This is a genomic window from Ancalomicrobiaceae bacterium S20, assembly GCA_040269895.1.
GTDB classification, from domain to species: domain Bacteria; phylum Pseudomonadota; class Alphaproteobacteria; order Rhizobiales; family Ancalomicrobiaceae; genus Methyloraptor; species Methyloraptor flagellatus.
In genome coordinates this window covers 1,137,698-1,159,592 of the sequence record CP158568.1, presented here as the reverse complement: position 1 = coordinate 1,159,592, position 21,895 = coordinate 1,137,698, and the positions used below count along the sequence as shown (strand labels likewise).

Here is a 21,895-nt window from a genome sequence, read left to right as displayed (position 1 = left end):
GCGCGTGGGAGACGTCGGTCTGACCCGCTGCCACCAGCGCCGCGATGCCGGCTCCGGCGGCCGCGCCGATCCCGGCATAGAGCTGGTTGCTGGCGGTCTGGTCGAGGTAGCGGGCGCTGTTCGCCGTGGTCAGACTGCCGAGCACCTCGATCGCGGCGTCGACGCCGAGACCGACCGCCGTCGCATTGACGATCGCGCCGACCAGCTGGCTCGCGCTCTCGCCGAGACCGCGGGCCACCTGCAATTCGAACAGAACCGTGCTGAAGCGAGAGCCGGCCGGCAAAGCGGCCAGCGTCTGGCCGATCACGGCATGAACCGTGGCCGCGTCGAGCCGCGTCGCCGTGACCCATTGGGTGATCTGCGTCAGGATCGGCGCGACGGATTGCGCGTCGAAAACCGAGGCCAGCGCCGCCCAGGCGGCGACGGCCTGCGCCGGCGACAGGAGGATCGCGCCCGTCGGCGTGACGGCCCCGCGAGCGCGGTCGTCAAAGCCTGGACACCGGCCGTGGTGCCCGACGTCGTCAGGAGATCGCGCGTCGCGTCGAGGATCTGCCTGGACAGCAGCGTGCCCGCATTGATCTGGCGCGGGTCGATCATGCTCGCGAGGAACACGATCGCCTCCGTGCCGGCGATCCCGGCGTCCGAGAGCGCGGTGCCGATCTGCGTGGGCGTGACGGTGCCAGCGACCAGCAGGGGCTTCAGCGCCCCACCCAGGTTGAGCGCAAAGGACTGGCCGAAGCGATGCGCGGCCTGCGCGATCACGTCGAGGCCGTTGGCCGCCGACAGCGCGCCATCGGTGATCAGCTGGACGAGCGTCGCCGCGACGCTGGCCGTCATCGGCGCGGCCGCCCGCGCCTGGAGCGTCGCGTAGATCAGGTCCCGGAAGGTCGACGAGACGCTCGCGACCTGCAGCCGGTCGGCTTCCGCCATGCCGGCGAGCATCGCCACGCTCGCGCTCGACAGCGCGTCGGACGCCGACACGCTGCCGGCGGCGACCTGCCGTGCGAGTTCCGCGCCCGCGCCGACGCCGAAGGCCAGACGCGTCGGATACTGCCCCATCTCGGTCAGCAGCAGCGCGGTGGCGCTGCTCGGGGTGCCGATCGCTGTCCCGGCCGCGCCGATCAGCGACAGCGAGGTGGTCGAGCTGATCTGTCCGTTGTCGGTGCCCACCACCGCGAACAGATCGTTCTCGAGCGCCTGGCGCACCAGCGTGGTCGTGCCGCCGGCGGCGATCATCGTCAGCGCGGCCGAGGCGATCACGGTCGTATAGGTATCGGCCGGCAGCAGGCCGTTCAGCGTGTAGAGATCATAGACCGAGAGCGTGCCCGCGGCGACGAGCCCGGCGAGATGCACGCCCGTCGCGCTGGCCGACACCCCTGCCCCGACCAGGCCGGCATAGACCTTCAGAAGCTGCGCAGCGGTCAGCGTACCCGCCGTCTTCGCGCCGTCGAAGGCGGTCTCGGCGTCCGCGAGCCGGGTCGCGTCCGAGCCGGCGAGCGCGGCGGCGAGCGATCCGGCGGTGCCGGCAACGCCGGCCGTGACCGCCGCCGTGGCGGTATCGGCGGCCATGCCGACGAGCATCGTGAGCGCGTTCGCGAACGACAGCGTCGCGGCGATCTGCACCGGCGTGGTCGCGCCGTTGACCGCCAGCACGAGCCCGTCGGAGACCTGCGCCTTGGTGATCTTGTTGGCCGCGATCAGGTCGGCGAGGCCGAGGCCGATCGAGGCGTCGGCGCCGGAGGTGCGGGCGGCGGAGGTCGCCACCTTCGCCACGACCGACATGAACAGCGCCGGCGAGATCGTGGCGCCGACCGTACCGATGAAGCTGCCGAGTTCGCCGACGACCGCGGCGCCGGTCGCCCGCGCATTGGTGATCAGCGTCGACAGGATCGCGACGGTGGCATCGGTCGAGATCGAGGTGTTGAGGAAGCTCTCCGCCAGATCGACCGTCGCGGTCGCGGTGATCGTACCGGCCGCAACGGCGCCGTCGAGCGCGGTCGTGACATCGCTGGCGCTGATCGCATTCTGGTAGAGGAATTGGTAGATCGCCGCGTTGGCAGCGGCCGGACTGCCGCCGGCGAGCGCGCCGATGGCGATCGCCACCCCCTGCGCGGCCGTGACGAGACCGTCGACCTTCGCCTGATAGATCGCATAGCCCGCCGCATCGCCGGCGATCGAGCCCGCGGCGGCGAAGGCGCCGATCTTGCGCCCGGCGGCCGTGAGCATGGGCTCGCCGACCGCGCCGCCGACCGCGATCAGAAGCGCGACGTCCTGCGCCGTGGTCAGGCTCGGCGATGGTCCGCCGGCCGGCGCCGCGATCGCGTCGGCAACGCGGCTCGCGTCGATCGTGCGGCCGGAGAGAATCCCGGCGATCTCCTGGGCGACCGTCGCCATGCCGGACGCATTGACGCCGGCAGCCGTCTCCGCGACCGCGGTCAGCGCATCCAGGTAGCCGATCTTGCCCTGGGTGATCAGATCGAGTTCGGCGGTCTGAAGCGCCGACCCGAGCGCGGAGGGATTGGACAGCAGCATCCGGGCGAACAAGCCGACCGCCTGCGCGCCGGTCAGGACGGCGCTGTCGATGAAGCCGGAGATATGGCTGATCAGCGCTGTCGCGAGCGACGTCTGCCCGACCAGCGCATCGGAGAGCTTGGTCACGGCGGACGATTTGAGTCCCGCCGTCCCCTGGGTGGCGAGGACCGCGAGCATCTCCTGCGCGGAGAGGACGGAGACCGTCCCGGCGGTGACGAGGTCGGCGATACCGCCCGTCAACACACCGGCATTCATCGATCCGGCGGCGGAGAGGAACGCCGAGGCGCTGCCGCTCACATAGTAGGCGACCGCCAGTTGCGCGGCCTGCGCGGCGCTGAGCGCGCTGTTGTTGAGGAGGCCCGTGCGGGCGGTCGTGGCGTCGGTCGACGACATGCCCGCCAGCAACGTGACGATCCGCTGGATATAGGCGGTCGAGGTGTCGGCGTCGGCATTCGGCAGCAGGTTCGACAGCACGGTGAACTGCGTCGAGGCCGCCACGCCGGCCAGCGCCCCGAGGAAGCTCGGCGTACCGACCAGCGTCTTGAGAACCCTGAGTTCCTGCGCCGTCGTCGCGGCCCGCGCGCTGTCGTCGCCATAGGCGCCGGCAATCGCGGTGATCGCGGCCTCGGCCGTGAAGCCCGGCCGCGGCGTCTGCTGGGAGTAGTGGTTGTTCGACGCGATGCTGTCGATGGCCTGGAACACTGTGCTCTCGGCAGCGGGCACGCCGAGCAGGCCGACGAGCACCGCGAGCGCCTGGTTCGCGGTCAGAACCGCCGCCGAGGACGCGAGCTGGGCGTTGATCTCGGTGAGGACCGTCGTCGTCGACAGCCCGAGCGATCCGACCAGCGTCGCGATCTCGGCAACCGCATCGGCGCGCACGCCGGCATCGCCGGCTCCCGCGAACGGCAGGATTGCGTTGAACGCGCGGTCGGCCAACCCGGCGTTGGCGCCGAGCAGCGTATTCAGCGCCGTATAGCCCGCCGCCCGGATCGCCGCCGTCGCGCCCGAGCCGATCGCGGCGAAGGCGTCGACGGCCTGCTGAACGGTCGTGGGGTCGGTCGCCAGCGTCGCGATCTGGCTGATCGCTGAGGCTTGCAAGGCCCCGCCGTTCGCCTTGGCGACGAGGCCGAGGATCGAAATCGCGTCGGAATCCGACAGCGAGGCATTGCCGACCGCCGCCGCAATCTGCGCCACCGTGATCGACGACGTGGAATCGGTGCCGACGAGGCCGGCGATCGCCGAGCGGATCTGAGCGCCACCGAGCGAGATCAGGTGGTCGAGCACGTCGAGCGCGATCGCCGAGCCGAGCGTGCCGGCGCCGAGCAGCGCGGAGACCTGGCCGGTGATGTCGGAGAGCGCGACGTCGGCTGCGGACTGCCCCTGCTGGACAGTCGCCAGCACCGTCAGGCGCAGGATCGCGACCGTCTGGGCGCCGCCGCCCTGGGCGGCGACGTCGATGAGCAGCCGCGCCGCCTGCGCGCCGGTCAGCGAACCGGCCCGGATACGCGGCGACAGGCCGTCGAGGATGGTCGCCGCTGCGGTCGGGTCGGTCGACATGTAGCCGGCGATGGTCCGGGCGACCAGCAGCACCTGCGCCGGCGTGCCGAGGCCAGCGGTCTGCGCGAGCGACGCCGGATCGGTGATGAGACCCGCGAGCGCATCGTCGATCACGGTCGAAACGTCGGACGCCGCGCCCGATTGCAGGCCCTGCAGCGCCGAAACGGCCGCGGCGGCGGTGATCGCGCCGTTGGTGACCAGCGTCGCGATCTCGGTCTGCACCAGCGTCTCGCGGCCGCTGTCGCCGGCGCCGAAGCCGACCAGCACGGCGAGCGCGCGCGCCGCCGTCAACGTGTTCGCCCCAATGAGCCCGTCGATCAGCGCGATCGCCCGCGCACCCGTGACGCCACCCTGGGCGACAAAGGCCGCGATCTCTCGGCCGATCGCGATCTGCACGCCGGTGGTCCCGGTCGCCGCCTCGGTGGCGAGCGTGGTGATCGCCGCCTCGATGCCGTTCGACGGCACGAGCGACAGCATCGCCGTGGTGATCGCGCCCTGCACGGTCGCGGACGAGCGTCCGGCAACCTCGGCATAGACCCGCAGCGCGGCGTCGAGCGACAGCGCCGAGCCCGTTACCGCCGCCTGGATCGCGTCCGTGAGCGTCGATGTCGACGAGCCCGTGAGCGTGACCAATGCGTCGATCGCGGCGGTCCCCACCGTGCCGATCGCACTGGCGCCGACGATACCCGCGAGCAGCGTCGCCGCCCGGGCGTTGGTCAGGATCGAGGCATTGAGCGCGGATGTGATCGCCGTGACGCCGGTCGCGAGCTGCATCACGTTGCGGGTGGCGAGATCGGCGATCTCGCCCGCGGCGGCGGCCTGCACGGCGAGGCCGCCGTTCGCCGCCATGCCGATCAGAACCGACAGCGACTGATCGACGGTCATGGTCTGGCTGATCCGGACCATGCCGTCGATGAGGCCGATCATGCTTGCGACGCCGACCGGGCCCGAGGTGACATAGGCCGCGATCGCCGCGCCGACATAGCGCGCCTGGGCGGCATCCGGGTTGGAGCCGACCGTCGCCATGTCGATCAGGACGCGGCCGATCTCCTGCCAGTAGAGATTGCCGCCGCCGGCGGCGTCCGGCAGCGCCGCGATGAAGGCGCCGGCGAGATCCGCCGCGCTCATGTGCGCCGTGTTGGCGACGCCCAAGATCCAGCCCGCCGCCGCGGTCTGGAAGTCGGTGTTGGCGACCCAGACGCTGCTGTTACCCTGCAACTGCATCGCCGAGCTGCCGCCGATGCCGGCGAGCACGGTGATCTTCTGCGCGGCGGTGAGGCCGAGTGCGTCGGCGGCAGCCGCGACCGTATCGATCGTTGCGGTACCCGGCGCGTTGGTTCGCAGGTTGTCGCCGATCGCCCGCAATGCGTAGCCGCCGAGAGCGGCCACCGCCGTCAGCATCGTCGTCGCGTCGGTCGCGGTGATCCCGGCATCGATGCGGCCGCGGATGAACCCGATGGCGTTGGAGACCAGGATCCGATTGCCCTGGCTGGCCGGATCCATGACGTTCGGATCGATGTTGTAGACCGATGCGGCGATCTGCTGGGCGACCGCGATCCGGATCGTGGCGGTGTTGCGCGCCGACACCAGGTCCATGAGGTGCCGGTCGGCCTCGTAGACGCCGAACTCGTCGCGCACGGCGCCGAGCGCGGCGACCGCGCTGGTCGCCGAGATCAGCCCGGCATCGATCTGAGCCACGACTTCCGACGCGAACACGCTGTCGCGGTTCGAGGTCAGGCCATAGGCGTAGTAGACCAGCGCCTCGCCGAGCCGGATCGACGCCGCCGCCGTGAGATTGCCGGCCGAAACCTCGGCGCGGATGGTCTGCAACACGGTCGCGAGATCGAGCGAGCCCCGGTCGCCGAGCGCATTGATGAAATTGGCCAGGCTCGAAAGATAGGAGACCGCCGGCGACGCCGACGCCAGCATGCGCAACGTGCTGGCGATGAGCCCCGCATCGGTCCCGATCGCGGTGAAGGCCGCGTTGCGGGCGGTATTGCGGAAGTCGGAGACGGTGCCGTCGAGACCGGCCATCAGCGCGACGAAGCGCATCGTCGTCAGCGTGCCGCCGGAGAGCGCCGCCTGCGCGGCGGTCACGGCGGTCGAGATCGGCGAGGTCGAGCCGCCCCGCCTTCGCTGCCGCCACCCTCGCCGCCCTCGCCGCCGCGCGGCTGCTGCTGCACGACGTTGCCGAGCGTCATGCCGGCGAGCAGCGTGAGCCGGTCGGTGCCGGCCGCGGCGATGCCGACCACCAGGCCGATCACATCGGCGAAGGCGATCTGGCCCGCGCCGCTGGCGGAGCTCAGATCCGACAGCGAATCCGTGACCCCGGCGACCGGATTGGCGAAGCGCCCCGCGATCGCCGCACCGACGGCGTTGAGATCGGCGGCCGAGCCGCCGAGTGCCTTGGTCCGGCCCGCGAAGGACGTGTAGGTCCAGATCGGGCTCACGCCCTGGTCGGCCGCGACCGCCGCGATGAGCGCAAGACCGCCCGCCGTCGATCCGGCCGCCCGCGCGGCCGCCGCGATCGCCACGCCGCCCGTGCCATCCTGCAACGCCGCGACATTGAATGCCCCGGCCGAGAACAGCGCGGAGGTATCGAAGCCGGCGACGGCGTCGTAATGGTGCGGATCGGTCGTAAAAGCGGGCATGGCGAAAATCCCTGAATTCTAGAAAGAACGGGAGCAGCAAAAACGCCCCCCGATGCTGGTCACTGCGGCATGAGGTTCATCGAACATCGAGACCGTCTGCGTGGCCCCGACGACGATAGCCGGCGACGCCGTGACGGCGTCGCCGGCAACCGAGCGGTCGGCCTTCGGTGCGAGGCACCGCGAAACGGACTGCCCTGCGGCCGGCCGGGTCGAACGCGCATGCTCGACGCGCAGTCGGCCAGGCCGAACCGGACCGCCGCGGCGCGACCCGGACCGGGCACGCGCCGCGACGGTTCATGTCACTTCTTCCAGTTCGCCTGCTTCGAACAGGCCTCGGTCTCGACCGGATGCGCCTTCTCCCAGGCCGTGATGGACAGCGTCTCGGTCGACGACATCTTCGAATTCATGCAGGTGCAGTAGACCGAGATCGTCTCGGCGCTCTGCCCCTGGTCGGCATTGTCCGACACGCAGCGCTTGATCCACGCGACGTCGTCGGCATCGGCGAAACTCGGGGCTGCGGACACCAGGATCAGCAACGAGCCGAGACAGACAGAACGAAGACGGGTAACGAACATGGCCAGACACTTACCCTAAGTAAATTGTATCAAACGAAGCCCAGACGGCATCTCGGCCGCTGGTCCCCCTCCTTATGAGCCGTTTTGGGCGATCCGATCAACAGAAGCGCCCCGAACATTTCGGGGTGTATTTGAGCAGAGTTGAAATTTCAGCCCATCGCAACACACGGGAAACATGTTTCGGCTATGAAATGCGAAATTGATCTAGCCGAAATCTTACAAAACTGCGTCGCGTCAAATTTTGACGTTTCCCTGTTGCGGCAGCGCAGCTACGATGACCGGGCGCGACGACCGTTTGCGACTGGGCGGAAACCACGTCCGCGAAAGAACGCCGCGCTCTCGCCGTCGAGCGGGACGACGAACGGCATTCGGTCCGGGGAGTAACAAGGGCGAGCACCGATCATGTTGCTTGAAGCCACGATCTCGGCCGTCCCATCGACGGGGACCGGCCTCCATCGCCACCCGCGATTCGCGACGGTGCTGCGCGCCCAGACGCAGAGCAGGCTGGCCCTGAGCCTCCGGGACCGTCCGCGCGCGCGGATCTTCGCCACCCAGCATCATTGGCTGTTCGCCCATATCTTCGCGGCGCTCACCCTGGAGAGCGACGAACAACAGACCTTCGCGTCGGACTTCCTCGATGCCGCGACCGAGCAGCGCGTCGCCAGCCGTAGCGCGGCCGAGGGCTTCCTGAAGACCGCCATGCATTATCAGATGATCGAGGCCAAGCCGGCCGGCCGCGACCGGCGCCGGCGGCCGCTCGGTCTCAGCGCTTCGGGCCGGCATTTCTTCGAGAGCTGGATCGCGACCCACCTCGATACGCTCGACCAGATCGAAGGCCCCGGCGGCGATGGCGGCCGCGGCAAGCGCTTCCGCGATGACCCGACCGCGCTCGAGCGCGTCCATCCGCCGATCTGCCGGGAACTGCTGCGGTCCGCCCGCGTCCGCTGGCCACCGCCGTCGTTTTCGCATTTCACCTGGATGGCCGATGGCGGCATCGTCATGGACTGGCTGATCGTCGGCATCGAGGGCGAGGTCACCGGCACCGGACCGATTCCGCTGAAGTGGCACTCGCTCGACGAGCTCTGCGAGATGGTCTCGATCTCGCAAGGCCACCTGCAGCGCAAGTTCCGCGAGGCCGAGGAGGCCGGCATCCTCGGCTGGAGCGACCGGCGCTTCCATTCGCGGCTCTGGATCTCGCCGACATTCTTCCAGGACTACGCGGCTTATCAGGCCGACAAGCTCGGCATCATCGAACGCGCCTTCGCGGCCTGGGGCTGACCCGGCCGCGCGACGCCCTATCGACCGACGCTCGGCCGGCCGATGCCCTGCGCCACCGACGCCCTGCGCGACCGATGCGAATCGAGCACCATCCGTCTTGCACGGCGGGAGCCTCGCCGCGTCCGCCTTTGGCAACATCAGGCCGCGATAGGACAAGGGTGTGGGCACCTTTCCAAAGCGTGACGCAACCGCAACACGCGGCTGCAACCCGTCGGGATAAGGGCGACGCTCGGCGAATGCTGATTTTTCACGTCCCGACACGTCGATAGGCTGCGCCGACGACGCCGAAGCGGCTGTTGGTCAGGGTATCGCATGGCCGGATCGGCAAAGACCTACGCGCGCAGGCGCCGCCTTCTGACCAGCGCCGCGGTGCTCGCCCTGCTATGGCCGGCGTTCGATCGTCCGCCCGCGCGCGCCGGCAGCGTCACCTCATCGTCAATGCCGATCACGCTCCCCGGCGGCACGACGAACTTCGACACGGGTCGAGGAACAGTGACATTGTCGGGCGTGATCTCGGGTCCGGGCAATCTCGAGGTTTACGGAGACGGCTGGCTGACCCTGACCGGCACGAACACCTACACCGGATATACGTCGATCGGGGGCGGCACGTGGCGCCCGGGCGACCGGCCTTGGCTCGGTGGCGGCGGGTACCTATTGATCGGGTCGGATGCCAATCTCGGCGCCCCGGGAGGAATGCTCTACGTCGGCTCCACCGGTCGGCTGCAGACCACCGACAGCTTCGCGACGTCCAGGAACGTATACATCGCAAACGGCGGCATGCTCGTCCAAGACGCAGGAACCACGCTCACGCTGTCCGGCGTGATCACCGATGGCAGCACCCTCACCAAGGGGGGGCCAGGCACCCTCGTTTTGACCGGCGCGAACACCTATTCCGGCGGAACCATAATCGACCGCGCTGGAGGCACGCTCCAGATCGGGCCGGGCGGGTCGATTATCGGCAACGTGTACATCGTGGCCGGCGGAACGCTGGAATTCAACAGCCCCTACGACCAGACCTACGCGGGGATCGTTTTCGGTCGTCCAGGCGACATCGTGAAGCGCGGGACCGGCACGCTCACAGTCACCAGCTCGTTGTTCGTGGACCATGTTACGGTCGCGGAGGGTACGCTGCGGATGGGAGCCGGCAGTTTTTTTGCAGATCGAATCACGAATAATGCAGTGCTGCAGTACAACCAACCAGGCCGCATCCGCGTCTACGGAGAGATCTCGGGAACAGGAAGCGTTACGCTGACGGGCGGCGGCACAACTGTGATGCTCCGCGACAACACCTATACGGGCGTCACCACGATTGACAACGCCACCCTCACGTTCGGCGACGGCGGCTCCGAAGGTTCGGTTGTCGGCGACATCGTCAACAACGGGCGCCTGGTGATCGATCGCTCCTGGGACCCGTTCACCCTCTCCAGCGCGATCTCAGGCTCCGGGTCGCTCGCCAGGACCGCGTACGGCACGCTGATCCTGACCGGCGACAGCACCTATACCGGCGGCACCACGATCGCCGGCGGGACGCTCCGGATCGGCAATGGCGGCAGCACCGGCTCGATCGTCGGCGACATCGCCAATAACGGGACACTCGTGATCGATCGCTCGGGCTCGATCACCCTGCCCGGCGCGATCTCCGGCTCGGGCTCGCTGACCAAGACGGGCCCAGGCACGCTGATCCTGACCGGCGACAGCACCTACACCGGCGGCACGACGATCGCCCAGGGCACGCTCCAGATCGGCAATGGCGGCGGCACCGGCTCCATCCAGGGCAATATCGTCAACAATGCCCGGCTCGTGTTCAACCGCAGCGGCACCTATCAATTCCCGACCGCGCTCTCCGGCTCGGGCACGGTTTCCATCCTCGGCGGCGGGACCGCGAGCTTCACCGGCACCGGCGGCGGATTCACCGGCACGATCAGCATCGCGGGTACGAACTTCGTACTCGCGCGCGGGGCCGTATCGCCGGCGAGCTACACGATCGATGCCGGCGCCACGATCTCCGGCATCGGCACGATCGCGAACCTCACCGTCACGAGCGGCGGCACCGCCGCACCGGGTTATTCGCCGGGCACGCTCACCGTCACCGGCAATGTCGCGTTCCAGCCCGGCTCGGTGTACAGCGTCGACATGACCGCGGCAGGCGACCACGACCTGATCACCGCGACCGGCAGCGCGACGCTGACCGGCGGCACCGTGGCGGTCAATGCCGCGACCGGCAATTACGGCGCGACGACGAGCCGGACCATCCTGCACGCCGACGGCGGCGTGAACGGCACCTTCACGACCGCGACGTCGAACCTCGCCTTCCTGACGCCCGTGCTCTCCTACGGCGCCAACGACGTCGTGCTGACGCTCGATCGAAACACGATCACCTTCGCGAGCCGCACGGTGACGGCGAACCAGCGCGCACCCGCCACGGCGGCCGAAACGCTCGCTACCACCCGGCGGCTCTACGGCGCGCTCGTCGGCCTCACCCCCGACGCGGTGCCCGCCGCCTTCGACGCCCTCTCGGGCGAGGCCTACGCCTCGACCGGCGCGATCCTGCTCTCGCAATCGTCGCATCTGCGCGACGCTGTCGGCGCCCGACTGGGTCAGGCGCTTCGAGGCGGGCAGTGCCGCGGACGATGGCGTAGCGGCGAGCGGCGCGACGGCCGCGCCGCTCGCGCCCGGCTTCGCGCCGACCGTCTGGTTCCAGGGCTTCGGTGCCTGGGGCAACGTCTTCGGTAACGGCAACGCCGCGACGGTGCGGACCGGCATCGCCGGCGGCTTCGGCGGAGCCGACGTCGCGCTCGACCAGACCTGGCGTCTCGGCATCGTCGGCGGCTACAGCCGCTCGACGCTGAAGGTCGCCGCGCGCTCCACGTCCGGCACGATCGACAACTACGATCTCGGCGCCTATCTCGGCGGCCGCTTCGGCGCGGTCGGCCTCAAGGCCGGCGTGACCCACACCTGGCACGATATCGCCATGCGCCGCACCGTCGCCTTCCCCGGCTTCAGCGAAGCGAACAACGCCGGATATCGCGCGGCCACCACGCAGGTGTTCGGCGAGGCGAGCTACACGGCCCGGTTCGACAGGCTCTCGGTCGAGCCCTTCGCCGGCCTCGCCTATGTCCATGTCGGTGCCGGTGGCGCGACCGAGAGCGGCGTCGACGCGGCCCTCGCGATAGCGCCCCGCGACACGGACACGGTGTTCTCGAGCCTCGGCCTGCGCCTCGGCGGCCGGTTCGATCCGATGCCCTACCTGTCGATCACGCCGAGCCTGAGCTTCGCCTGGGTCCACGCCTTCGGCGACGTCGCGCCGTCCGCGACCGCATCCTTCGCCAGCGGATCGCGACCCTTCGCCGTTGCCGGCGCGCCCTTCGCCCGCGACAGTGCGCAGATCGGCGCCAGCATCGATGTCGGGCTCGGCGACAGCGCCGTGCTTTCAGCCACTTACGGCGGCCAGTTCGGACGCGGTCTCCAGGAGAATACGTTCCGCGGCCGGCTGACGCTGAGGTTCTGAACCGATCACCAGGCCTTGATGGCTGGTGGCCGGCACCCGCATAGCAACAGCCCTGACCACGTGTTACGAGAGCCGCCGGGCGCTCGCCTGCCCTCGCCTGCTCCGCTATCGCTCGCGCCGATCCGAAGGATCGCCGCCCGCGGGCCGGACGAGGTCTGGTCCGAATGACCGAGCATTCGCATGCCGGGATCGGAATTGCCCACCGTTTTTGTCGTCGCGTCGATCCGACAGACACTGTACGCATAGGTCGGATTTCAGAGGGATTTTCGAAATGCTCGCATGCCGCACCGTCGCCCGGACCGCCGCGCTTCTCCTGGCCGGCCTCATGGCCGGCTCCGCCAGCGCGGCGCCGCTGCCGGGTGGCGCCAGTTCGCTGACGGAGAGCTACGACGACTGGAACGTCGTCTGCCAGATGCAGAACAACGCTCCGACCTGCGTGGTCCGGCAGGTCCAGGCGAAGAGCCAGACCAACCAGCACGTCCTCACCGCCGAGATCACGAAGGCTCCGGACGGCAAGTATCGCGGCGGGCTGCTGCTGCCGCTCGGCCTGTCGCTCGCCTCCGGCGCCCAGCTGAAGATCGATGACGCCGCGCTCGGCGCCATGCAGCCCTTCTCGGTCTGCGTCCAGCAGGGCTGCCTCGTGCCGCTCGTGTTCGAGACCGATGCCATCAACAAGCTCAAGGCCGGCAAGGCACTCACCGTCACCGTCGGCGTGCTCGGCCAGACCGAGCCGGTCGTGTTCACGATCTCGCTCAAGGGCCTGTCCTCGGCGCTGAACCGCGTCGCCGACCTGACCAAGTAAGGCCGATCGGCTGCATTCAGGGTGCCGCGATCGCGGTCGCGGCCCCTGTCCCGCCCGGAGCCTTGCGCAAGCCCGACAGGCCGTCGACCAGCACATGCAGGCCCGCCGATCCTGCGGCCTCCACACGCGCCTCGACCCCGTAGACCGTACGCAGCAGCGCCGGCGTGATCACCGCCGCCGGCGGCCCGAGCGCGACGAGACGCCCGCCGTCGAGCACCAGCACCGTGTCCGCGATCCTGAGCGCCTGATTGAGATCGTGGATCGAGATCAGCACGCAGGTGCCGCGCTGCCGCGCCACGCCGCGGACATGGTCGAGGATCTCGATCTGGCGGCTGAGGTCGAGTGCACTGGTCGGCTCGTCGAGCAGCGCGAGGTCCGGCTCGCGCACCAGCGTCTCGGCCAGCGACACGAGCTGACGCTGGCCGCCGGACAATCGCGCCATCGAACGGAAACCGAGATCGGTGAGCCGCAAGTCGTCGAGCACCCGCTCGACGCGGCCGAGATCCGCATCGGTCACGCCCCAGGACGCGCCCTGTTTCAGCGCCAGCAGCACCGCCTCGTAGACGCTGAGCGCCGCCGCGACCGCGCCATCCTGCGGCATGTAGCAACAGCTCGGCACCCGCCGCCCCGCGACGCGGCTCGTGCCCGTCAGCGACACCGTGCCGGCGCCGCCGACCAGCCCTGCGATACGCCGCATCAGCGTCGACTTGCCGGCCGCGTTCGGTCCGATCACCGCGACCACCTCGCCGCCGCGCAGGGGCGGCGTCGAGATGCCGTGGAGGATCGGCACGCGGCCGTGCGCGACCCGGACGTCGTCGAGACGGAGTTCGATCACGATGCGTGCCTCCGGCCGCCGAGAACGAGAGCGAAGAAGAATGGCAGGCCGATCAGCGCGGTGACGATGCTGATCGGAAACACGAGCCCCGGCAGGATCGACTTCGAGGCGACCGACGCGACCGACAGGATCGCCGCGCCGGCGAGCGCCGAGGCCGGCAGGAAGTAGCGCTGCTCCTCGCCGACGAGCAGCCGCGCGATGTGCGGTCCGACGATGCCGACGAAGCCGATCGTGCCGACGAAGGAGACAGGCACCGCCGCGAGCAGGCTGACCAGCAGCATGGTCTGCAGCCGGAGCCGCCCGACCGGCACGCCGAAGCTCGCCGCCTTGTCGTCGCCGAGCCGAAGCGCAGTCAGCGCCCAGGCGTTGCGCACGAAGAACGGCAGCACGAGCGCGAGGACCGCGCCGGTCAGCGCGAGCTTGGTCCAGGTCGCCTTGGTCAGGCTGCCCATGGTCCAGAACACGATCGCCGCCAGCGCCTGATCGGACGAGAAGAACTGCAGCAGCGACATGAGCGCGTTGAAGGTGAACACCAGCGCGATGCCGACCAGGATCATGGTCTCGCCGGTGACGCCCCTGAGCCGGGCGAGCGCATGGATCAGGAGCGCTGCCGCCGCCGCCATGACGAAGGCGTTGAGCGGGACGACATAGTCCGGCGCGAGCGGCACCAGCGCGACGCCGAAGGCCAGCGCCAGCGAGGCGCCGAAGCCGGCAGCGGCCGAGATCCCGAGCGTGAAGGGGCTCGCGAGCGGATTGTTGAGGATCGTCTGCATCAGCGCGCCCGCGATCGCGAGCGACGCGCCGGTCAGCACCGCCATCAGCGCCACCGGCAGCCGGATGTCCCAGATCACCACCCGCACCGCCGGCCTGACCGCCTCCGGCGACAGGATCGCCGCGACCACGTCGCCGACACTGTAACGCGCCGGCCCGAGCATGAGATCGGCGACGAGCCCGCCGATCACCACGAGCGCGAGGGCGCCGAGGATCACGAGACGCCGCACGACGAGCGTCCGATAACGCCGGCGGGTCGGGTTCGCCCTCGCCCGCGCCGGCGCCGCCTCGATGGGAGCCGCCTCGCTCATGGCGCCCTCTCGACGAGATCGACCCAATAGCCCGGACGGTAGGCGACCGGCAGGAAGCGCTCGTGCAAGGTCCGGAACGTCGCATCCGGATCGAGATCGGCGAAGAGCTCCGGGTGGAGCCAGCGCGCGATCACCTGCACGGCGACGAACTGATAGGGCGTGTTGTAGAACTGGTGCCAGATCGCATGGACCCGACCGGTGCGGACCGCCGAGGTCTCGACGAAGGCCGGCCGCCGCATCAGCGCGGCGAGCCGACGCCGCGCCTCGGCAAGATCGGCTCCCGGGCCGAGCCCGACCCAGCCGCCGCCCGGCGCGATCGCCTGCCAATTGCCGCCGGTGGCGATCACCACCGCCGGATCGGCCGCCACGATCGCCTCGGGGTTCAGGATGCCGAATGTGCCGGGAATGAGCGCGCTGCCGAGATTGCGCCCGCCGGCAATTTCGACCACGCGGCCGAAATTCTCCGCTCCGAACGACAGGCAGCAGTCGTCGGTCGTCCCCGGAATCCGGTCGATCTCGACGAGCGGCCGGACGAGATCCGGATGCGCGGCCAGCCGCTCGGTCACGCGCGCGATCTCAGCACGCCGGAACGCGATCATCGCCTCTGCCACATCCTCGCGGCCGAACAGCCGGCCGAGGATCCGCATCGACGGCTCGGTGTGCTCGAACGGCCGATCACGGAAATCGATGAAAACACAGGGAATGCCGACGCTCGCCAGCTTGTCGACGACGCGGCTCTCGTCGATCGAGCCGCGCGCCTCGACATTGAACACGACGAGATCAGGCGCGAGCGCGATGGCCCGCTCCACGTCGAAGCCGCCGGTCGACACCGTGCCGAACCGCGGCAGTGAAGCGATGTCGGGAAAGCGGGCGCGGTAGGCATCAAAGGTCGCGGGATCGGACTTGATCAGGTCGTCACGCCAGCCGACCACGCGCCGGAACGGCGCCTCCCGGTCGAGGGCGGCGACGAACGCGATCTGCCGCCCCTCGCCGAGGATCACGCGCTCGACCGGCCCCGCGACCGTCACGCTGCGGCCGAGAATGTCGGTGACGGTGATCCCGCCGCTCGGCGCTGCCCGACCGGGGCGGCCCAACCCGGCCAGCATGGCGCCGGCCAGCGCCACGCCGCCCGCGAGGAACCGCCGGCGCCCCGCATCCGCTGCCGCCGACCTTCGGCGCGTCGATCTGCGTCCGGTCATGCCAGGGCCCCGTGGAACGGCGCGGCCACGCGTCCGCCCGGGACCAATGCCGGAAGCACCGGTGCGGCGCCGAGTGCATCGAGCGCGATCACGACGGCCGGACGCGCCGGAAAGTGGTGACGCGTGGTCTTGTGCGGATAGAGCCGGCCGCTCAGCGCCCGGTCGATCACCTCGCGGCGGGTCGGCGCGAAGTCAACCCGCCAGGAGGTCAGCTCGACCTCGTCATAATCGAAGAACTGCACCGGCACGCGTTCGAGCCCGAGGATCGCCGCCGCCGCGAGCCGATGGTGCCCGTCGAGCAGCGCCCGGCTCGACGCCTCGACCGCGATCGGCCGGGTCCAGGCGCGGCGGCCGCGGATCATGGCGACGACCTCAGCCACACGGTCCGGCAGGATCTCTTCGGTCGGCCGGATATCGCAGGGTGGCAGGAGCGCGAAGTCGGGATGGCTCATGGCAAGGTCTCCTTGGGCTGGGCGGGACCGCGCGCGGCAGGCGCGGTGGTCGGGCGCGCGACCGCTGCGCGCGCGAATGTGCCTGCGAACCTGCGCTCCACGACGAGGATCAGGATCGCGGTCGCGACATAGAGGCCCGAGACGGCCGGGTAGACCGCCCCCGGCCGCCACAGCGCCGCCACGGCGCCGCCGAGCGCGATCCCGGTGATCGAGGCGATCTGCGCGGTGCTCTGGACGATGCCGAGCACCTGCCCCTGACGATCGGCCGGCGCGGCGCGCGACACGAGCGCGGTCAGCACCGGCGTGGTGGCGCCGAGGCAGACGCCCCAGAGGAACTGCAGCGCCGCGAAAAGGACGATGTCGCGGGTGGCGGCGGCCGCCGCGGTCAGCACGCCGCAAGCGAGCACGACGCCTCCGAGCAGCCGTAACGCCTCGGAGAGCCCGCGCCGCTCGAACACCCGCGCCCACCAGAGCGCCGAGACGATGAAGCCGGTCGCGAGCAGCCCGTAGCAGAGCCCGACCAGCCAATGCGGCGCGACGAAGGTCGAGGCGACATAGAGGCTGAAGATCGACTGCGGCATCAGCCGGGTCGCCAGCAGGGCGGCATGGACGACCAGCAGGCCGACGATCAGCGGCACCAACACCGGGCCCGTGCATGCCCCGGCCTCGGCCCGGTCACGGCCCCGCCCGGTACCCCGCGGCGATGCCGCGACCGCCGGCAGCAGCACGACCACGGCGCCGAACGATGCCGCGCAGAGCGTGGCCGCGCCGAGATTGATCATGGCGAACCCGGCCCGGTCGAGCAGCCAGCCGCCGAACACCGCACCGGCGAGCGAGCCGACATTGGTCGAGATCTGCAGGAAGGCGAACAGCCGCCCGCGCCGCTCCTGCGCCACCAGCGAAACGCCATAGGCCTGCGCCGGCGCCGAGAACCCGGCACAGGCGCCCTGGATGAAGCGCAGCACGAGCACGAGCCAGACGTCGGTCGCTAAGGCGAGCGCGAGCTGCGTCAGCGCCAGCCCGGCGAGCGCGCGCAACATCATCGCCCGGTGGCCGTAGCGGTCGCCCATCCGCCCCCAGAACGCCCCGGTCGCGGCGATGCCGAGCATCGGCGCGACATAGACGAGCGTATCGGCGACGCCCGCCGCGGCCCCGGCGCCGCCGAGTTCCCGGACCCGCACGGGCCAGAACGGCCCGCTCATCTCCATGGCGCCCATGGTGACGAACTGGATCGCGAACAACAGACGCACGAGGCCGGCCTCGGACACCCCGCTCATCGGACCTCCGCCGCGACGTGCCCGGCGAGCGGGTTGGTGAGCCCGTGCTGGCGGCGGTAGTCGACGTAGGTCTCCATGTGCATGCGCAGCAGCGAGCGCCCGATCCACGGCGCCTCCAGGAACGCGGCGCGCTCCTGCCGCCACAGATCCGGCGCGACCCGGTCGCGCACCGCCTCGAACGCCGCCGCCGTCTCCTCGGCGAGCACGGCCCAGAGCCGATCGGAGCCGAGCCCGTATTCGCGGCTGATGGCCAGGGCCAGCGCATGCAGATGGCAGACGAAACAGGCGTTCATCACCAGCGCGCGCACCGGCTCGATATCGTCCTCGAACACGGTCGGCAGGATGCGCGGATGCCGGTACGGCTCCAACGACAAGCCCTGCGCCCGCAACAGCGGCGCGAAGCTGCGGCCGTCGCCGAAGTCGCGGACCAGCGTCCGCACCGCCGCGCCCGACTTGTCGAAGGCGACGATGGTGTTCTGCTGATGCGCCTCGAGACCGATGCCGTAGAGCAGATGGATCGCGATCACCGGCCGAACCACCGTCCGCACGTAGCGCCGGAAGAACGCCTCGATGCGTGCCACGGTGGCGACCTGCCCCTCGGCCTCGACCAGCGCCGTGAAGAACGGCCGCCCCGAGCCGGGCAACCCCGAGCCGGGCAGCCCGGCGAACAGCGCCGCTGCCGGAACCGGCAGCAGCCCCGCGCAATCGGCGAAGACCGCCTTCACCGAGCGGAACACCACCGAGAGGAACCGCCCCGGCGCATCATCCTGCCGCTCGGCATGGCGATAGTGATAGGCGACCTCCTCGGGGAAGATCGCCAGCCGGCCGCCGAAGCCGCCTTCGCGGGCGAGGATCGCCTCGATGACCGCGCTGTTGCGCGGCCCCATGTGGATCGACTTCGCCTGCAGGCTGCGCTGCTCGCTGGTCATCCAGAGCGCGATCGGCAGCTTCACATGCGGCGCATCGGCCGGCGCGACCGGCATCATGGTGCGGAACGACATGCTCGGCGCGGTCTGCAGCGTCGGTCCGTCGACGATCAGGATGCCCTCGGCGATCTCCTCGGCGTAGTTCGAACGCACATGCGCCTCGAGATGCCAGGGATGGATCGGCAGCGGCAGCCAGCTCGCCGGATCGAGGCCGCGCGCGGTCATGCCGGCATGCCAGGCCGCGAAGGCCGTCGGATAGGCCTCCGCGAACCAGGCGTTCGCGTCGGCGACGCGCGGCATGGTTTCGAGATGGACCATGTCGCGCCGGATCGCGCCGAGCCGGAGATAGACGCGGGCGTCGAACTCCGGCGACAGCGCGGCCACCTCGGCCGCCGAGAGATCCGGCCGGGATTTCCAGGTCGGATGGAACGGATGGCCTTCGAGCGCCCCCCAGCGATCGAGCAGTGCGGACGCCTCCGCCGGCGTCGCGCGGCACAGCAGACAGGCGGCGAGATCGGGCGCCCCGACTTCCGCGGCGCGGCGGTCGAGATCGGCGTTCCAGTCGACCCGGAACGCCCGCGCCGCCGCGTCATTGGCCATGCTGTCGTCCATGTCGGCGACGAGCCTGGCGAGCCCCGCCTCCGGCAGGTCGAAGGCGAAATCCCGGCGCAGCAGCGCGATGAGCGCGGCCGGCGTCTCGACACGGGTCCGACGTCCGTCCGGCGCGACATGCACGATGTCGCTGTCGAGCAGGACCGTATCGGCCGGCGCGCGCGTCAGCCGCTCGAACTCCAGTGTGCCGCCCTGCCCGGCCAGCACCATGCGGGCCGTGGTCGTCCCCGGCGGAACGACGAGTTTCCGCCGGTCGACGATGCCTTCGGCGAACAGGCAGCGGACGAGGCGCCGCAACCCGTTGCGGCGCGCGACCGCCTGGTGGGGATCGGGAGCGCCGGCCGGCGTCTCGACGCGGGCAGCTCGGATCGGTTCGACGGCCATCACGCCACCTCCGGCCAGTTTGCGGGCACATAGTCGAGCGCCGAGCGCCCGAGCCCGCCCATACGGGCGACGCTCCAGTCGAGGATCTCGCTCATGTGAGGCGTCGCCAGATCGAGCCGCCGGCCCATCTCGACCAGCAGCGTCAGGCCGAAGGCGACATCCTCCCGGAACGCCCGGCTCGCCGGATCGATGGTGGCGCCGCCGAGCGCCGGGTCGTGCGCGACCGGCGCGGGAATGCCGGCATAGGCCCGGTTGGTCCGCAGCACCGAGAGCATGGTGGCGGCGTCGGCGATCTGGTCGCCATAGGCCTCGACGATCTCGGTTTTCAGCGGTTTGACCGAACCGAGATCGATCCCGAGCCGCGCCTCGAGCGCCGCCTTGATCCGCTGGTTCTCCTCGTCGGTCCGCTCCAGGAAATAGGCGCCGAGCTCCGGGCAGTCGCTCCACCAGCACAGGCCCTCCGGCAAGGGGCGCCGGTGCCACTGGCCATAGGGCCCGATCAGGCCGTAGATCACCGAGGCATGCATGATCGGATTGCCCGGCGTCAGCGTGATCTCCAGATAGTCGGCGAGCATGTCGACCGGGATCGCGAACAGGCGTTCGAGATGCCGGTGCAGGGCGTCGCGCAGCGCCGGCGACGGCGTGCCCCGCGTCGCGACATGCAGCCGCTCCTTGGCGCCGCCGACGCGGATCGCGGTCCCCGCGACGCAGTCGAAGGCGGTATGCGGCACGTCTTTCATGCCCCAGACGACAACGTTCGGCCGATCGGCGACGAGGCCGCCGGCGAGCCAGTCGAAGCCGCAGAAGCCCGGGATCGCGCCGAGGAACACCGGTTTGTCGCGCGGGAGATGCGGCGCGATGCGGGCGACCAGATCGGGCCGCGCCTGCGCCGGCACCGTGATCACCACGACATCGGCCTCGCCGACCGCGGCGGCCGGGTCGGTGGTGATCCGGTCCGGACGGCCGAACGCGATCGATCCGTCCGGCCAGTGGATGGCGATACCCTGCCCGTCGGTACGCTCTCCCGCGGCGCCCGCCGCGAGCGCGGCATTGCCGGTCAGCCAGGTGACGCGCACGCCGTCGCGGCGGGCGAACAGGGCCGCGTCGAGATGGCCGGTGCGGCCGCCGCCGCACACGGTGACATTGAGCGCCCGCATCTCAGGCCGCCGACAGGTAGGGGAAATCGGACGCGGCGATCGCGGGCGCGGCCCGGCCGAGCCAGCGGTCGAGGTCGATCCAGACCGTCGGATCGTTGAGCCGCCGCGCCGCCATCCAGTCGTCGTTGAAGATGGTGCCGAGATACTTCTCGCCACCATCGGCGACGGAGACGAGCACGTTGCCGCCGATTGTGCCCTCGTGGATCAGCCTGAGCGCGGTATAGAGCACTCCGCCGGTCGAGCCGCCGACGAGCAGGCCGATACGCCGGGCGAAATAGCGCGCCGTCTCGAACGCCTGCGCGTCCGTGACCTGGAGCCCGAGATCGATGCAGCTGTAGTCGAGCACCAGCCCGACCGTGTCGCCGGCCGGGGTGCCGGTACCGGACTGGTAGTAGGGATGGCCCGGCCGGCCGAACACGATCGAGCCGGCCGGCTCGACCGCGACGATCATCGTCCCCGACCGGTGCGCCTTGAGGCCGCGGCCGATGCCGGTCATCGAGCCGCCGGTGCCGACGCAGCCGACATAGGCGTCGATCGCCCCGCCGGTCTCTTCGATCACCTCGCGCACCAGCGCCGAATAGCCGCCCGCATTGGCGGCATTGTCCGACTGGTTCATGAAGATCGCGCCCGGGATCGAGGCCGCGATCTCGGCCGCCAGCCGCTGCCGCTCGACCACCGCGACCTCGTCGTCGCGATAGCTGCCCTCGACCATGCGGATCTCGGCGCCGAGGGCGCGCATGACGGCGATCTTGTCGGGCGCGGCATGATGGTCGACGACCGCGATGAAGCGCAGCCCCAGTTCGACCGCGGTGATCGCGAGCCCGATGCCGGTGTTGCCGGAGGACGATTCCACGATCACCCCGCCCGGCTTCAGCCGTCCGGACTTGATCGCGGCCAGCACCATGTTGTGGGCCATGCGATCCTTGGTGCTGCCACCCGGATTGTTCTTCTCCATCTTGAGAAGCAGCGCGGCGTTGCCGACGGGCAGACGCAGGATCGGGGTGTTGCCGATGAGATCGGTGACGCGGTCGAGGATCATGATCGTCTCCACGAGATCGATGGGGCGGT

At 70.3% G+C, this 21,895-nt stretch carries 14 protein-coding genes and 1 pseudogene; 4 read left to right on the top strand and 11 right to left on the bottom strand.

What is annotated here, in order from left to right; all coding sequences use genetic code 11:
• Positions 1-363: 363 nt before the first annotated feature.
• The 3 genes from ABS361_05560 to ABS361_05550 all read right to left on the bottom strand — a co-directional run bounded on the left by ABS361_05560 (position 364) and on the right by ABS361_05550 (position 7,264).
• Positions 364-6,186: a hypothetical protein gene (locus ABS361_05560; GenBank protein ID XBY45735.1), complete on the bottom strand. Its 5,823-nt coding sequence runs from the start codon at positions 6,184-6,186 to the stop codon at positions 364-366.
• Positions 6,183-6,740 (bottom strand): hypothetical protein, encoded by a 558-nt coding sequence (locus ABS361_05555; protein XBY45734.1) that lies wholly within the window; start codon positions 6,738-6,740, stop codon positions 6,183-6,185. The genes ABS361_05560 and ABS361_05555 overlap by 4 nt, the downstream gene beginning before the upstream one ends.
• A 299-nt stretch (positions 6,741-7,039) precedes the next feature.
• Positions 7,040-7,264, bottom strand: a complete 225-nt coding sequence (locus ABS361_05550; protein ID XBY45733.1) for a hypothetical protein — start codon at positions 7,262-7,264, stop codon at positions 7,040-7,042.
• Between the two features lie 453 nt (positions 7,265-7,717).
• Between ABS361_05550 and ABS361_05545 the strand changes: the two genes are divergently transcribed.
• The 4 genes and pseudogenes from ABS361_05545 to ABS361_05530 all read left to right on the top strand — a co-directional run bounded on the left by ABS361_05545 (position 7,718) and on the right by ABS361_05530 (position 12,903).
• Positions 7,718-8,593 (top strand): hypothetical protein, encoded by an 876-nt coding sequence (locus ABS361_05545; protein XBY45732.1) that lies wholly within the window; start codon positions 7,718-7,720, stop codon positions 8,591-8,593.
• 312 nt (positions 8,594-8,905) lie between these two features.
• A pseudogene (locus tag ABS361_05540) lies at positions 8,906-11,218 on the top strand (autotransporter-associated beta strand repeat-containing protein).
• Complete coding sequence (locus ABS361_05535) at positions 11,160-12,101, top strand: autotransporter outer membrane beta-barrel domain-containing protein (protein XBY46820.1); 942 nt, start codon at positions 11,160-11,162, stop codon at positions 12,099-12,101. The pseudogene ABS361_05540 and the gene ABS361_05535 overlap by 59 nt, the downstream one beginning before the upstream one ends.
• 271 nt (positions 12,102-12,372) lie before the next feature.
• Positions 12,373-12,903, top strand: coding sequence for an invasion associated locus B family protein (locus ABS361_05530; GenBank protein ID XBY45731.1), 531 nt, complete (start codon positions 12,373-12,375; stop codon positions 12,901-12,903).
• A 16-nt stretch (positions 12,904-12,919) separates the two neighbouring features.
• Here ABS361_05530 and ABS361_05525 read toward each other — a convergent pair whose 3' ends face one another.
• From ABS361_05525 to ABS361_05490, 8 genes are read right to left on the bottom strand one after another with little or no spacing between them, the layout of a single operon-like run.
• Positions 12,920-13,738, bottom strand: a complete 819-nt coding sequence (locus ABS361_05525) for an ABC transporter ATP-binding protein (protein XBY45730.1) — start codon at positions 13,736-13,738, stop codon at positions 12,920-12,922.
• Positions 13,735-14,820, bottom strand: a complete 1,086-nt coding sequence (locus tag ABS361_05520) for an iron ABC transporter permease (GenBank protein XBY45729.1) — start codon at positions 14,818-14,820, stop codon at positions 13,735-13,737. Before ABS361_05520 ends, ABS361_05525 begins: the two co-directional genes overlap by 4 nt.
• Positions 14,817-16,019: an ABC transporter substrate-binding protein gene (locus tag ABS361_05515; GenBank protein ID XBY45728.1), complete on the bottom strand. Its 1,203-nt coding sequence runs from the start codon at positions 16,017-16,019 to the stop codon at positions 14,817-14,819. Before ABS361_05515 ends, ABS361_05520 begins: the two co-directional genes overlap by 4 nt.
• Positions 16,016-16,471 carry a ParB N-terminal domain-containing protein gene (locus ABS361_05510; protein XBY45727.1) on the bottom strand — a complete coding sequence of 152 codons (456 nt, stop codon included), beginning with the start codon at positions 16,469-16,471 and terminating at the stop codon, positions 16,016-16,018. Before ABS361_05510 ends, ABS361_05515 begins: the two co-directional genes overlap by 4 nt.
• A complete protein-coding gene (locus tag ABS361_05505) occupies positions 16,468-17,748 on the bottom strand; it encodes an MFS transporter (protein ID XBY45726.1) in 1,281 nt (426 codons plus the stop codon). The genes ABS361_05510 and ABS361_05505 overlap by 4 nt, the downstream gene beginning before the upstream one ends.
• Positions 17,745-19,670, bottom strand: coding sequence for an IucA/IucC family protein (locus ABS361_05500; protein ID XBY45725.1), 1,926 nt, complete (start codon positions 19,668-19,670; stop codon positions 17,745-17,747). The genes ABS361_05505 and ABS361_05500 overlap by 4 nt, the downstream gene beginning before the upstream one ends.
• A complete protein-coding gene (locus tag ABS361_05495; protein XBY45724.1) occupies positions 19,670-20,827 on the bottom strand; it encodes an NAD/NADP octopine/nopaline dehydrogenase family protein in 1,158 nt (385 codons plus the stop codon). The genes ABS361_05500 and ABS361_05495 overlap by 1 nt, the downstream gene beginning before the upstream one ends.
• Position 20,828: 1 nt before the next feature.
• A complete protein-coding gene (locus ABS361_05490; GenBank protein XBY45723.1) occupies positions 20,829-21,866 on the bottom strand; it encodes a cysteine synthase family protein in 1,038 nt (345 codons plus the stop codon).
• Positions 21,867-21,895: the final 29 nt, after the last annotated feature.